The 13,900-nt window shown below is 36.3% G+C and carries 15 protein-coding genes; 4 read left to right on the top strand and 11 right to left on the bottom strand.

Annotation, left to right across the window (positions count from 1 at the left end; translation table 11 throughout):
- Nucleotides 1–214: 214 nt before the first annotated feature.
- Nucleotides 215–1,255 (top strand): HesA/MoeB/ThiF family protein, encoded by a 1,041-nt coding sequence (locus BLS98_RS04100; protein ID WP_089733842.1) that lies wholly within the window; start codon nucleotides 215–217, stop codon nucleotides 1,253–1,255.
- Nucleotides 1,256–1,613: 358 nt separating this feature from the next.
- On the opposite strand, the gene BLS98_RS04095 is transcribed toward BLS98_RS04100, so the two are convergent.
- From BLS98_RS04095 to BLS98_RS04055, 9 genes are all read right to left on the bottom strand, one after another.
- Nucleotides 1,614–2,159 carry a DUF488 domain-containing protein gene (locus tag BLS98_RS04095; RefSeq protein WP_089733840.1) on the bottom strand — a complete coding sequence of 182 codons (546 nt, stop codon included), beginning with the start codon at nucleotides 2,157–2,159 and terminating at the stop codon, nucleotides 1,614–1,616.
- 9 nt (nucleotides 2,160–2,168) lie between these two features.
- Nucleotides 2,169–3,086 carry a bestrophin family protein gene (locus BLS98_RS04090; RefSeq protein ID WP_089733838.1) on the bottom strand — a complete coding sequence of 306 codons (918 nt, stop codon included), beginning with the start codon at nucleotides 3,084–3,086 and terminating at the stop codon, nucleotides 2,169–2,171.
- A gap of 31 nt (nucleotides 3,087–3,117) precedes the next feature.
- Entirely contained in the window at nucleotides 3,118–3,603 is a 486-nt protein-coding gene (locus BLS98_RS04085) for a molybdopterin-dependent oxidoreductase (RefSeq protein WP_089733836.1), read from the bottom strand.
- 18 nt (nucleotides 3,604–3,621) lie between these two features.
- Entirely contained in the window at nucleotides 3,622–6,015 is a 2,394-nt protein-coding gene (locus BLS98_RS04080; RefSeq protein WP_089733834.1) for an FdhF/YdeP family oxidoreductase, read from the bottom strand.
- Between the two features lie 22 nt (nucleotides 6,016–6,037).
- A complete protein-coding gene (locus BLS98_RS04075) occupies nucleotides 6,038–6,388 on the bottom strand; it encodes a DUF7009 family protein (protein ID WP_089733832.1) in 351 nt (116 codons plus the stop codon).
- A gap of 118 nt (nucleotides 6,389–6,506) precedes the next feature.
- Entirely contained in the window at nucleotides 6,507–7,379 is an 873-nt protein-coding gene (fdhD, locus tag BLS98_RS04070; protein WP_089733830.1) for a formate dehydrogenase accessory sulfurtransferase FdhD, read from the bottom strand.
- Between the two features lie 46 nt (nucleotides 7,380–7,425).
- Nucleotides 7,426–7,842, bottom strand: a complete 417-nt coding sequence (locus tag BLS98_RS04065) for a molybdenum cofactor biosynthesis protein MoaE (protein WP_089733828.1) — start codon at nucleotides 7,840–7,842, stop codon at nucleotides 7,426–7,428.
- Nucleotides 7,843–7,944: 102 nt separating this feature from the next.
- Nucleotides 7,945–8,187, bottom strand: a complete 243-nt coding sequence (locus tag BLS98_RS04060) for a MoaD/ThiS family protein (protein ID WP_089733826.1) — start codon at nucleotides 8,185–8,187, stop codon at nucleotides 7,945–7,947.
- A 19-nt stretch (nucleotides 8,188–8,206) separates the two neighbouring features.
- The gene (locus BLS98_RS04055; RefSeq protein WP_089733824.1) at nucleotides 8,207–8,956 is read right to left on the bottom strand and encodes a sulfite exporter TauE/SafE family protein; all 750 of its coding nucleotides are present in this window, start codon (nucleotides 8,954–8,956) and stop codon (nucleotides 8,207–8,209) included.
- A gap of 209 nt (nucleotides 8,957–9,165) precedes the next feature.
- Between BLS98_RS04055 and BLS98_RS04050 the strand changes: the two genes are divergently transcribed.
- Nucleotides 9,166–10,092, top strand: a complete 927-nt coding sequence (locus BLS98_RS04050; protein ID WP_089734439.1) for a Dyp-type peroxidase — start codon at nucleotides 9,166–9,168, stop codon at nucleotides 10,090–10,092.
- A 204-nt stretch (nucleotides 10,093–10,296) separates the two neighbouring features.
- On the opposite strand, the gene BLS98_RS04045 is transcribed toward BLS98_RS04050, so the two are convergent.
- Nucleotides 10,297–10,938, bottom strand: coding sequence for a DUF1062 domain-containing protein (locus BLS98_RS04045; protein WP_089733822.1), 642 nt, complete (start codon nucleotides 10,936–10,938; stop codon nucleotides 10,297–10,299).
- Nucleotides 10,939–11,527: 589 nt separating this feature from the next.
- Here BLS98_RS04045 and BLS98_RS04040 point away from each other — a divergent pair.
- Both BLS98_RS04040 and BLS98_RS04035 read left to right on the top strand, forming a co-directional pair.
- A complete protein-coding gene (locus BLS98_RS04040) occupies nucleotides 11,528–12,226 on the top strand; it encodes a hypothetical protein (protein ID WP_089733820.1) in 699 nt (232 codons plus the stop codon).
- Between the two features lie 113 nt (nucleotides 12,227–12,339).
- Nucleotides 12,340–12,759 (top strand): EamA family transporter, encoded by a 420-nt coding sequence (locus tag BLS98_RS04035; RefSeq protein ID WP_089733819.1) that lies wholly within the window; start codon nucleotides 12,340–12,342, stop codon nucleotides 12,757–12,759.
- 135 nt (nucleotides 12,760–12,894) lie between these two features.
- Here BLS98_RS04035 and BLS98_RS04030 read toward each other — a convergent pair whose 3' ends face one another.
- On the bottom strand, nucleotides 12,895–13,839 hold the full coding sequence (locus BLS98_RS04030; protein WP_228425320.1) for a helix-turn-helix transcriptional regulator: 945 nt from the start codon (nucleotides 13,837–13,839) through the stop codon (nucleotides 12,895–12,897).
- Between the last annotated feature and the right edge of the window lie 61 nt (nucleotides 13,840–13,900).

Raw genomic sequence — 13,900 nt, 5'->3', positions numbered from 1 at the left:
TTGGAAAACGCAAAGACGCAAATTGTTTATCCGCTATGTGCTCTAAGGCGCAAAGATTTTATCTGCGATAAAATTGAATGCTGAATAGCCAAGTATTTGTGGAAAATCTGCATCATCTGCGAGAATATAATAATTGCCACGAATGCACGAATAATTTGAAGAATAAAGGATATAAATTAGTAAAAAATTAGGGCAAAAAAATTAAGAGACGATTATGAATACATCATTTGAACGTTATCAGTGTCAGATTGCTTTACCTGGATTTGGGATGGCATCTCAGGAGCTGTTGAAAAATGCCCGAGTTCTTATTGTAGGAATGGGCGGACTTGGCTGCCCTACGGCTCAATATCTTGCTTCTTCCGGTGTTGGAACTCTTGGTATTGCGGATGATGATATTGTTTCTTTAAGCAATCTCCATCGTCAGATTTTATATGGTCCTGAGGATCTGGGCGCTTATAAAGTAGATGTTGCAGCCAAAAGATTACAGCAACAAAACCCTTCTGTTTCTATTATTCCCTATCAGTTAAGAATAACTTCTTCCAATGTGATGGAGCTAATTTCAGAATTTGATCTCATTATTGAAGGAACAGATAATTTTGAAACGAAATGCTTGTTAAACGATGCTTGTGTTTTAGCCGGAAAACCTTTAGTGTATGGAGCTATTTATCAACATGAAGGCCAGGTTAGTATCTGGAATGTTTTACAAAAGGATGGCAGCTATTCTCCTAATTATCGCGATGTTTTTCCCAATGCAGAAGAGTCTCAGATTCCTAACTGCAGAGAAGGTGGTGTAATTCCTACTTTAGCCGGAATTGTGGGCTGTATGCAGGCCAATGAAGCTATAAAATACCTCATCCGATCTGAAGAATCTTTAGTAGGTAAGCTTTGGATGATGAATGTAATGAGTGGTAAAAATCAGATTATTAAGCTTAGAAAAACTTCTGTACAGATCTCAGGCCTCCCTCAGACTGTTCAGCTTATGAGTTTTGAAGAGTTTATGCCGAATCGGGAAAGTTTTGAAATCATAGATGCCCGTACAAAGGAAGAACACCAGAGCTTTAATATTGGTGGAAAAAATATTCCCTTGGATGAATTGGATGAACACTACCCTTTTATTTCTTCAATTTCAAACCCTATCGTGATTTACTGTCAATCCGGTAAACGAAGTATGGAAGCTGTTAGAAAAATTAAAAAAGAATTTCCTGAGAAGGAAGTGTTTTCGTTGAAAAATGGTATTGGTGAAGTACAACGATAACTTTTTTTAACCACAAAAAATACAAAAGCTTTTATTGTGAACCCTTAAGTTCACTTTAGAAGTAAGTAATTAATTATATATCTTCACCCATCACCTATGTGCCTATGTGGTAAAAAATATAAACAACATAGATACATAGAATTTATTATCCACGAATGCTAAGAATTTTTAGTTGAATAAGATCATTTTTTGTTTACATAAATGGAAATCAATACAGTGCTTTGTCACTCAGTAGGAATCTCAACTTCGTTTTTAGAATATTATATCCTGAATGGCAAACAGGAAAATAAAAAACTAATAATTTCCAGCAGGTAAGATTGCTTCGCTTTGCTCGCAATGACCTCTTTAAAGTGTCTATTTAATCAAACAGACTGGCATCCGAATAGAACACTTTCCCGTTACTGATTCTTGCGGGAGCTGTGTATGGATGTTCTTCTGCTTTACCCATATTCATAATATGCTCTACATCCCACCCTTTTGCCTTAAGGTAATCTGAGATCATAGATCTGTGGCAACTCCACCAAACAGCTTCTGAGCACATAAAAGCAGTTGTTTTTGTTCTTGCTATTGTTTCAAGTTTTTCAATGGCTTGGGTAAATTCTTCAGTCTGCATATAATCAGCATATCCACGGAAAGATTCATTTTTCCAACGGCTGTTTATTGAATTGGGCTGTACTTTTCTCCGGCCTCCCAATGCTTCAAAATGGATATATTCAATAGCATTTTCAGGTAATACTTTTTCCAGATTTTCTTTACTGAACCACGGATATCTTTTTGAACCTGCAAACCTCCGAACATCAGCTAAAACTTCAATATTGAATGATTTCAGCATCTCCATAAATTCTTCCAAAGAACGGGTAGAGTGTCCAATCGCATAAATAACAGTTTTTCCCAAAGATTCCATAGGTTTACATCAGTCTATGATGGTGTGTTTTTCTTTCTTGAAAACAGTAAATTCCTCTCCTGCCATTTCATGAATTGTTTCATCAATCATTACAGACATACTATTCAGAGCCAGATCATTGGCTTCAGTACCAAAGGGTTCTTCAATTTCATCTGCAATGGCTTCAAATGCCACAAATGTATAGGCTACAAACACCACAATAAGCGGCGTGAACCATCTCAACGAATCTACTAATCCGAACGGTAAAAGGAAACAGTAAATATATACGGTACGGTGCAGTAAAACACGGTAACTGTAAGGAAGCGGAGTGGAAACAATTCTTTCACATCCACCCAAAATATCAGAGAGTTTATCGAAATTCTCATCAAAACGAGCTTGCTGAATGGTATCTATACTTCCTTCCTCTTTTGCTTTCTGAACCCATTCTGCCAATAATCTCATAATGACAGCGGGTTTATATTTTGCTGCAGAAACTATTTTTAACTGATCTTCATTTAATCTTTCTTTTAAATCTTCATGAGCATCGGTACCTCTCAACTGATGTTTCAAGGCGAAAATAAAAGCTCCTAATAATTTGATAAATTCAGAGACAGAGAGGCTGCTTTCTGTTGCATTTTTCAAGGTTAATGCCTGGCGGGTTAATGATCTTGCTGTATTCAGTAACGCTCCCCATAATTTCCGTCCTTCCCAGAATCTATCATAGCTAGCGTTATTCTTGAACCCTAAAAATAAGGCCAGAACAAAGCCAAATAATGTTAATGGTGCCGGATTAAGCGGAATTTTAAAGGAAAAAATTACTCCACGCAGATAGACTACCCCTAACGATAAGATAAAAAGCAAAAAAAGACGTGGCAGCAGCCCAGGTAATACTGAACCATGCCAGACAAAAAGCATTTTAAACCAATGTTCCTTCTTCCTTATAATCATACCGTTTTTTGTAAAGCCTTAATTTTAAAATTTATTTTTTGATCTGTCCTATCACTAATGATTCCAGCTGATACGAGCTGCGTGCAGGTTTCTTTTCGCCTTCTGCAACAATACGGAGCGGACCTTTTGACTCTGCCAAAGGTTTTCCGTCCATGGTATCTGCTACAATCACGTTTTTATCTGCAATGGAAGCATCCAATTCGGCTAATGAAAATAAAACCTGATAACCATCTGTACATTTTGCCAGCAGATATTTTGATATATTTTCGCCATGAAGTTCTTTTCCTGAAGGAGCTCCAGCTTTTACAAGAATATCCCGGATGGATACTCCAGAGTATACATGAACGCTTCCATCCTTATCTTTAAGTGAGGCTTCTTTTCTTGGCATTTTTGATAAATCATTCAGACTCAACTCCAAAGGTGTGGGAACTTCGCCACTCACTTTCAGTTTGAACCCGGATTGGCAGAATGCCCAGCCAGAAAGCAATAATAGCGCGACAGGCAGTATTTTTTTCATACAACAATATAAGAATAATTATGGTCTTTGAATGGCTCCCTGATACAACATTTCATCTACTTTTTTATAGACTTCAGGATCGTGTTTTTTAATCTTGATTTTCACATACTTGGAAGCCGGCATGTTACTTTCCTTCACTACATTATTTACAGAAACCAACACATTGGTTTCCGGAAAATAGGTAACTGTATTCTTTTCAGGAATCTGATAGGAAACAATAATAAACAGAGGAGCAACCCTTTCTATACCATCATCGTAGTTGAAAAGATCTACTTTATCGCCTGCTTTAAATCCTGCTTTTTCAATATCTTTTTGGTTCATGAATACGACACGGCGTTCATTTTTAATGCCACGGTAACGGTCATCTAAACCGTAAATTGTTGTATTAAATTGGTCGTGAGTACGGGTTGTAGCCATCATGTATTCATCGGAAGCCAAAGTATTATTAGGGATTTCTGTTAAGGTAAACGGAGCGCGTCCGCCAAATTCTTTAGCAAAGCTCTGTTCATCTCTTGCTGCATTGGGAAGATAGAACCCTCCTTTTTGTCTGACACGTACGTTGTAATCTGTAAAGCCAGGAATACATTGTTCAATATCATCTCTTACTGCATCATAGCTATCGTGAAAACGCTGCCAGTTTACTACAGAACGGCTTCCTAACGTAGCCATCGCCATACGGCATACGATCTGGGTTTCATTGATGAGGTTATCTGAAACGGCATCCAACATTCCTTTTGAAGTCTGAACAACACCCATTGAATTTTCTGTTGTAATGATCTGTATTTCTCCATTCACAATATCTTTGTCACTACGACCATAGGTAGGAAGAATCAAAGCTTCTTTTCCATGAACAAGATGGCCTCTGTTTAATTTGGTGGAAACACATACCAATAAATTCAATTTTCTTAAAGCATTGGCTGTAAATGTAGTATCCGGAGTTGCAGAAAGAAAATTTCCTCCCATACAAAACATTACTTTTATTTTTTCTTCATGAATGGCTTTAATAGCTCTTACAACATCATACCCATGTTTACGGGGAACTTTGAAACCGTAGAAGTTCTCAAGACGATCAAGCTGTTCATTGGTAGGTTTTTCATCAATCATCATTGTTCTGTTCCCTTGAACATTGCTGTGACCTCTTACAGGACAAACTCCGGCTCCCGGTTTACCAATACTTCCTTTCAGTAAAAGAATATTCAGTATTTCACGGATCATATCAACGCCGTTCGGCTGCTGGGTAAGCCCCATTCCCCAACTGACAATAATCTTCTTTTTGAAAGCCATCATTTCTGCAGCCTGGTGGATAGCTTCCTTCGATACTCCTGAAAGTTCAGCCAATTCATCCAGTTTATACTGGTCAAACTGTTTCATGAAATCCTCGAATCCTACTGTTTTATTTTTAATGAAATCTTCATCAAAAACTTGACCCGGATTTTGTTTCTCAAATTCAATTAAAAGAAGTTCCAAAGCTTTCAACAAAGCCATATCTCCATTAATCTTTACAGGCAAATAAAGATCAGCCAACTGTACACCTCCTGTAAGAATATCCCTTACACTCTGAGGGTTAATGAACCCCATCAAACCAGCTTCCGGTAATGGATTAATGGCTATAATTTTAGCTCCATTTTTCTTCCCTTTTGCCAGAGCGCTCATCATTCTTGGCGCATTGGTTCCCGGATTTTGTCCGATAATCACAATCACTTCAGCATCATAAAAATCTTCCAGAGTTACTGTTCCTTTACCGATTCCTATGGTTGGGCGAAGCGCAGAACCTGAGGTTTCGTGGCACATATTAGAACAGTCGGGCATATTATTCGTTCCGAATTCTTTGGCAAATAACTGATAAACGAATGATGCTTCATTGCTGGTTCTGCCAGATGTATAAAAGGCTGCCTGATCCGGAGATTCCAACGCATTGAAATGTTCTGCTATCTTTTTAAAAGCATTATCCCAGCTGATAGGTTCATAATGGGTTGCACCTGGAGCCAAGTACATGGGATCAGTAAGCCTTCCCATTTTTCCGATCTGATAATCATCTAATTTCGCCAGATCATATACGGAATTCTCCCTGAAAAATTCAGGAGTTACTTTTTTGGTAGTAGCTTCTTCTGCAAGGGCTTTTGCTCCGTTTTCACAATATTCTCCAAGAACGGAACGTTCATCATCAGGATCCGGCCATGCACAACTTGGGCAGTCGAAGCCACCTATCTGATTCATTTTGAATAGGGCTCTCATTCCGCGGACAGCTGTTTTTTCTTCAAATAAATCACTAAAAGCAGCCATTACTGCCGGAACTCCAGCAGCAGCCTTTTCTACGTGCGTCAACTTAAGGTCAAGTAAAGTGAATGGATTTTCAGCATTGGGTTCTCTGCTGATTTCTTCTTCTACTTTCTTTTTATTATTGTCTTCCATAACCTTTTATTTTGTAAAGTGATTAACATTTAAGATTGGGATTCGGGTAATTGTCACTTTGATCCTCCATCGTATTATCTATACATACAAAATCTTTTTCTACCAGAAGCTTTACCAGACCTGACTGCCCGTCAAAACCTACAATATCTGTAGATACAAATTCTTCTACCATGGCTTCCGGCATTTTCATTACCATTTTATTTTCAATGAAGGCTGCAGATAATGTAGTCTCATTTGTTTTCTCTATGACATAGATAAATGGACGATCCACAAATTCGGTAAAGCTTGAAACAATTCCGTTTTTTCCTAATTCTGAAACTTCGGATTGAGTTAAACGAAATCTGATGGAGTTGTCTTTTATTCTTATTTTCATTTGTTTATTTTTAATTATTAATTCACTTTATCTATGTATCTATGTGGTAGTTTTTTTAACCACATAGATACATAGGCTTTTAGCGCTGGGTTTATTCTTATTCACGCATCCGTAGCAGTTATTTTTCAATGATTTTGTGGAAGCTGCTTTGGTTATAAATATTAAACCTGTTATCTCTAAGGAATCCCAATAACGTCATATCAAACTCTTTTGCTACATCTACTGCAAGGCTGGATGGCGCTCCTATTGCCGCCACCACTGTAATTCCTGCCATAGCGGCCTTTTGAATAAGCTCAAAACTTGCTCTTCCACTCAACACTAAAATTTTATCTTTTAGGGGGAGTTGTCCTGTAAATAATGCATGGCCAATTAATTTATCTAACGCATTGTGTCTTCCTACGTCTTCCCGTAGAGCTAATAGCTGTCCATCAAAATTAAAAATTCCGGAGGCATGAATTCCCCCTGTAGCACTGAAGTTATTCTGAAAAGACTGTAAGTTGCCGGATAACTGATACAAAATATCAAATGATAAAGTAAGTTCTTCACGCTTGATATCTTGAAAACTGCTTACCGTTTTTATGGATTCTATAGAGCCTTTTCCGCATACTCCACAACTGGATGTGGTATAAAAATTTCTGTCAACATTTTTTAGATGAGGAACAAAATCTTCAGTCAGTTCAACCTCAATGATATTTTCCCTGTTTCTGGAGCATTCTGCTTGTGGATGATCTATATTTTGAATCTGATGGTATCCTGAAATAATTCCTTCCGTGAATAGAAAACCGGCTGCCAGTTCTGCATCATTTCCGGGAGTCCTCATGGTTACAGATATGTTTTTACTGATCCTTTGGTCTTTGGGGCCATAGGAAATCCGGATCTCCAGCGGTTCTTCTACAGAAATATCGTCTGTATAAGGAAAACTTCTGTCTTCTTTTACTTTAACAATATCTATTTTCTGTACAGATTTATTTTCTAATGTATTGGTTTTCATATCTGAATAATCTGTTATAGTAAATATACGAATTTTCGGATTTCAATTATGGATGAGCAGAAACCCATTCTTCACCATCTTCAAAAATTTCTTTTTTCCATATGGGAACGGTTTGCTTTATAGTATCAATAACATAGCGACAAGCATCAAAAACAGCATCACGATGTCCGTCACTTACCACAATGATTACTGCTGCATCACCAGGAAATAATATTCCGGTACGATGATGAACTACAATATTCCGTACAGAAAACATTTCTATGGCCTGATCTACAATCTTCTTAATTTCTTTTGTAGCCATGGATTGGTAACATTCATATTCCAAACGGACCACTGGCTTATTTTGAGTAATGTTGCGGACAGTTCCTATAAAGGTTGCAATGCCTCCACTACTCAAATCCTGAGCTAGGGAAAGGCATTCTGTTATGTTTAATATATCTTCTGTTATTCTGATGTCAATCATTTCTTGTCATTTTGAGCTATAGTTCCACAAGCTATTTTATTCGTGTATTCGTTGTGGAAAAAATGCTACGAACGCACGAATGATTTTTGAGGCTTATCCATTTTATCCTCCGCTCACGGGAGGGATGATCGCTACTTCATCTGTACCTATAATAATCTGATCGTCTTCAGCATATTCTTCATTCACTGCGATGAAATAGGATTTCAACTTTATGAATTGTGGAAAGTCTTTTTCAAGTATATCTTTTAATTGCCCAACACTCAGACCGTCCTGCACTTCCAATTCTTTTTCTGATGCTCCGAAAATATCTTTCGTTATTCCAAAAGCTAATATTTTAAGTTTCATTTTATTTTAAACTAAGGTTTTACCAATATTTCGTGAGAACATTTATTCCTGCCACCAAAACCAGGACTGCAGTCATTCTTTTTATCACCAGAGGATTCCATTTCAATGACATTCTGGATCCGATTTGTCCACCTATCAAAACAGCCAGACATAAGCTTAAAATCCTGAAATAGTCTATATCTACAGACAGTTTTGATAATTGTCCGAAAATACCAGACACGGAATTCACCAATATAAAAACACTGGAAGTAGCTGCTATTTTTCTTGGGGTATCCCATTTCATCAGATTCAATAAAGGGGAAAGGAAAATTCCTCCTCCAATTCCTACCAGTCCGGATAAAAAACCAATTCCACCTCCTAAAAAACTATTTCTTACGATTGCAGATTTTGATTCCTGCGAGACCTTTTCTTCGTTTTTAGTTTCTGTTTTAATCCATAATAAGATGGCAGCTATGATAAGCGTGATTCCTAAGATCAGAAAAAATGTTTCCTGACTTATTTTCAGTATGGCTCCCAAATAAGCCATAGGAACACTTACCAGCGTTATGGGGAGTACTTTTTTCCAACTGATCTGTTTATTCTTAATGTAAATATATACACCTCCTACAACAACAATAACGTTACAGATTAATGCTGTTAAACGGATTTCCTGATATGGCAGGCTATACATAGCCAATACAGCCAGATAGCTGGATCCACCACCAAATCCTACCGATGAATACACGAAAGCAATTATCAAAAACAACAGAAAAATCTCCCAATGGCCCATATTATTTTATTGATGGTTAATTTCATTACAATAATACTCATTTTACGGCTTGATTAATGATAGAAAATCTAAAAGTCTCTACAGTAATTTGTGAAAAAAATGTCATAAATTGTTTATTCCAAGAATAAAGTAATGGGTTACCGTTATGATTTATTAAATTTGATTGATTAGAAACAGTAAAAATGTCCATAAACGAAACACCAAAAAATATGAGCTCTCAAAATGTCACCGATTATCCTAACAACAATACTTATTTTCTGGTCTGGAATTTCAAAGAGGATGGTGATCCTTCTAAAATTAAATCTGTATTCCAAAGAATCTGTGCTTTAGTCACCAATCTTAATAATTCGGCTCTTGATCGTTTTCCAAATTCTAAAGCAAGTTGTGTTCTTGGGATTGGATATGAGGCTTGGTTACAACTTGAACTGCCCAGCCCACTGCCTAAAGAGTTTAAAAAATTTGAAGAAATAAAAGGGAGTAAGCATACTGCGGTGAGTACGAGAGGAGATCTTCATTTTCATATCCGTTCTGATGAAAAAAGTCTGGCTTATGATATGGCTTCCACCATTTCGGATTTCATGACAGAAATTGCTGATTGTGTTGTGGAAGTTCAAGGGTTCCGTTATTGGGACAGCAGATCCATTTTAGGCTTTGTGGATGGTACGGAAAATCCACATGGAAAAGACCGTGATTATTTTGCTATTGTTGGAGATACAGACCCTGAATATGAAGGAGGAAGTTACCTTTTTGTTCAGAAATACATCCATAATATGAATGCATGGAAATCCCTTTCTGTAGAGGATCAGGAAAAAGTGATCGGAAGATCCAAAGAACAGGATATTGAAATGGATGATGATGTAAAACCTAAAAATTCCCATATCGCTTTGGCCAATGTAGGTGATGATTTTAAAGTGGTGAGAGACAATATGCCTTTTGGAAATGTTTCCACTAATGAAATGGGAACTTATTTTATCTGCTATGCAAGCACTTTCAGTACGGTACAAAAAATGCTAACGAATATGTTCATTGGTGATCCTGCAGGAAATTACGACCGAATTCTGGATTTCAGTACTGCTCAGACAGGAACTTTATTTTTTGTTCCTTCGGCGGATATGCTGGATGAGTTTTCTTCATAAAGTAATTCATACAAGAGCTTACCATTAAAATAGACCAGACTTTCTTCAAAAGACCATTCTGAATGAAGAATATCTTTGAAAACCCTTTTTTTATCTCGCAGATTCTGGAGATAACGCAGATTTTTAATTGCCACTAATTCACGAATTCTTTTTTATTCGTGAATTAGTGGCAAAATATTATATAGCTTAATCTTTTATGGAGATTTATTCCTTTACGCTTACTTCAACCTGTTTCTCCTCATTGCATAATATACTCTTCAATATATCTTTATGAATCTTCACTACATCTCCGTTCTGAACTTTATGCTTTTTCTGCAAAGGTCTTTCATGAACAAAAATGGCATCTGCTTCAATCAATTGATTCATTTTGCCTGATGAAAGTTGTAAACAGGTTCTTATCACCGTTGACAATCTGAGATTAAATTCGAAGGGGCATTTGATTTTAAAACTCAATATCTCACTGTCTGAAGCCATCATCTGCTCTATCGGAGTCTCATCCCACTGAATTTCATATTCTACACTGTCTAAATCTGCCTCTGCATTATTTTTCCGTCTTGTTTCACGGGAAAACGCATATTCCCAGGCCAGATCTGCATCATTTTGAGAAAGCCTGTTGAAGGTTTCCTTGCTTATAGACTCGGTTCTGATTCTTGAAAATATTGTCATATTGTATCGGGTATTGCATTTTACGCATCGGTAAATTAACCAGATATCGATATTCTTTTTTTGGGCATTCAGCCTGAATTTATCACTACAATAAAACCTTTCGCTGTCGCAATGGTTGCATTTCTTTTTTAAAAGGGGTGTGTTTTGGGCTTTTACTACCCAGGTATACTCTATACTCATTATAATTTGTGCTTACTATTCTTTAGTATTTTTTTACCTATTATTTACGCATTGCAAGAGTCTGTACAGAGTATTGAATAGAAATACACGCTCCTATTCCCTTCTGAACAATAAATTGTCAAAAGCAGAAATAGCAGATACAGTTGCCTTATGGGCAATGCAATAAAATAATAGGGTTAAATGAAAACCTGTTCGGATAGAGTTATCCAAACGAAAGAATAATTAGCCTATGGTTTGTGAAGGCTAATATTAAGCGATAACAGGTGTAAGAGTTGTTTTCAAAACAAATTGTTTACTTGGTTAGGATAAAATTAGTTAATTCTGAACAAAAAACAAGTTTTTACCTAATTTTTTATTTAAAATCAAAATAATAACACATACTTCACCATCAAAACTAATATAATTTTCAATATTTTTCATAAACACAAAGTTGAATTGTAAGTATGTTGAATTTTAAGGAAGCTAAGAAGAGAATCGATTTGATGAAGTATGCTGGTGAGGCAGGAAGTACGATGACAATTTTAGAGAAGGGCATGATGATTCCAATAAAAAGCTGCACCTTTGCTTTACTATCCCTAAAGTATTGATCATGGAAATGAATTATCACGAAAAAATAAGACTTTTGTATCAATTATCAGGAGAGGAAACTTCCGGTTTTTCAGAAACAGAAGTTACAACAGCAGAACAGTCTCTGAATATCAAATTTCCAACTGTTCTTCGTGACTATTATTTATGGATAGGTAAAAATGAAACCGTTAATCATTCACACAACAGGCTTCTGAACCCTGATGACATTTATTTTACAGAAGACAGGCACCTCGTTTTTTTTGAAGAGAATCAAGGGGTTGTGCAATGGGGAATCAAAGAGACAGATCTTTTTCTTGAAAATCCCTCTGTATGGGGAGATTATGACACCGTAGAGGAATCTGACTGGCATCAGGAGACCAAAACTCTGGAAGATTTTTTCCTATTTATGTCTGTATACAACGGAACTCTTGGCGGGCTTCTCTATAATGCCAATTCTTTTTCGCCAGTGCCTTCTGAAACGATAAAACTAATACAACAACACTGGGCTGAAATCCCTGAGATTTCCTGGGAAAGGCAAAAGGTTTATACAAATGATTATCTTGAAGTTATCAGCCTTTTGTTTGATGAATCGGAACAGTGCAATGCCGTTTTTGCGGGGACATCTCTGGAAGAAAGATTTGAGAACATACTAGACCTGCCCGGTATTAATTGGTCTTACACTTCTTATGAGGATATGGAGAATGAGTATGAAGAGGACTGAGACTGCAATTAATTCAGACATTGAGGTGAAAGAAAAAACCAATATTATTTTGTAGCTTAGATTAAAGACTTCAGCATGTTATTATTTTATCTAATCATTTAAAACTTTACAGTATGTGGTGGATATATGCAATTCTTTCAGCATTTTTTGCTTCACTTACTGCTATTTTTGCCAAAATAGGGATTACAGGAGTGAACTCGAACCTTGCCACTGCCATCAGAAGTGTGATTATCTTGTTGGTAGCATGGGGAATTGTTTTGGCACGAAGTGAATACAAAGGAATCCCTGCCCTTTCCCGTCATAATCTTATCTACCTTGTAGTTTCCGGGCTTACAACAGGACTTTCATGGATATTTTATTTTAAAGCTCTACAAGCTGGTAAAGTCACTCAGGTGGCTCCTGTAGATAAATTAAGCATCGCTTTAACGATTATTCTCTCTGTTATATTTCTTGGGGAATCTCTTACTTTAAAAACAGCTATTGGGGCTTTATTGATTATTATCGGAACTGTAGTATTGATCTTTGAACAGTGATTATTGTCTAATGGAATTTAAACACAAAGTTCGCAAGAGAATGTTTGACAAGTCTTATTTCCCGGTTGTAAGGCCACTGCGTTTAGCAAACGAGCTGTATTAAGGTAACTAAGATTTTATTAAGTATTACCCCGTCTATACCGTATCAATCCATTTGTATAAATCTACGTCAGCGGAAATTCCAAATGATTTTCTGAGTCTGCTTTTTCTGGTCTGAATGGTTCGTACTGCTAAGTGGTTGTACTCTGCAATATCTTTTGTGGTGAAACCTAGTTTAATTAAGGCACACAACTTAAATTCATCAGTACTCATATCAGCATTAAGTTCCATCAGATTATCATATAAACCAGGAAACATCTGTTTTACTTTAGGAACAAAGGCAATATCATCATTCATGGCCAGCTTTACAATGCCTTCCAGATCTATCTGATCTTTACTGTTGAGTTTTGTTCTCATATCAGCAATAATCTTTTCACTTCTTAGAGCCTGCTGATATAATTTTACAATTTTGAACTGTTTTGTAAGGATAAAATATCCAAGGATACTAACTCCTAAGAACACCTGTAAAAAGGTAATCAATCTTTGATTTTCTGAAAACAGCACATTATCTGCTCCTTCAATGGTAAATATCCTGAAATCATAATAATGACTGATGCTGAAAAAAATAAGAGCAGTGAGATACACAATAAGATTATACCAGACTGTTTTTTTAGAATTGAAAATAAACAGTGAGGCCAGCATAATGACAAAATAATATAATGACAAACCATTTTCAAAACCTGTAGTAGAGGAAAAAAAGAAGATCAGAAACATAAAAAGTTCCAAGCTAAACAATGTGACAAAATGGTTATATCTCACTTTTGTAAAAAAGAAAAGAAAGAGATAAAAGATCCCCAATACCAATAGAACATAAAAGTTAATCTTTAATCCAAATAACAAATCTCTGCAGCCGTTAAAGATCAAAACAGCTCCAATAGAAAACGCAAATAAATTCATTCTCTGAGCTTCAATCAACTCAAGCGGATCTGTATTGGGAGCAATATGTCTGTTCACGATACAATCCCAGACTTTACGAAACATAATTTATAATATTTAGCAAAAACATGAAATTCAATACAAAAATAAATAAAATGATTTTATA

This window comes from Chryseobacterium jejuense, from assembly GCF_900100075.1.
Taxonomy (GTDB): domain Bacteria; phylum Bacteroidota; class Bacteroidia; order Flavobacteriales; family Weeksellaceae; genus Chryseobacterium; species Chryseobacterium jejuense.
This window is presented reverse-complemented; position numbering and strand designations above follow the sequence as displayed.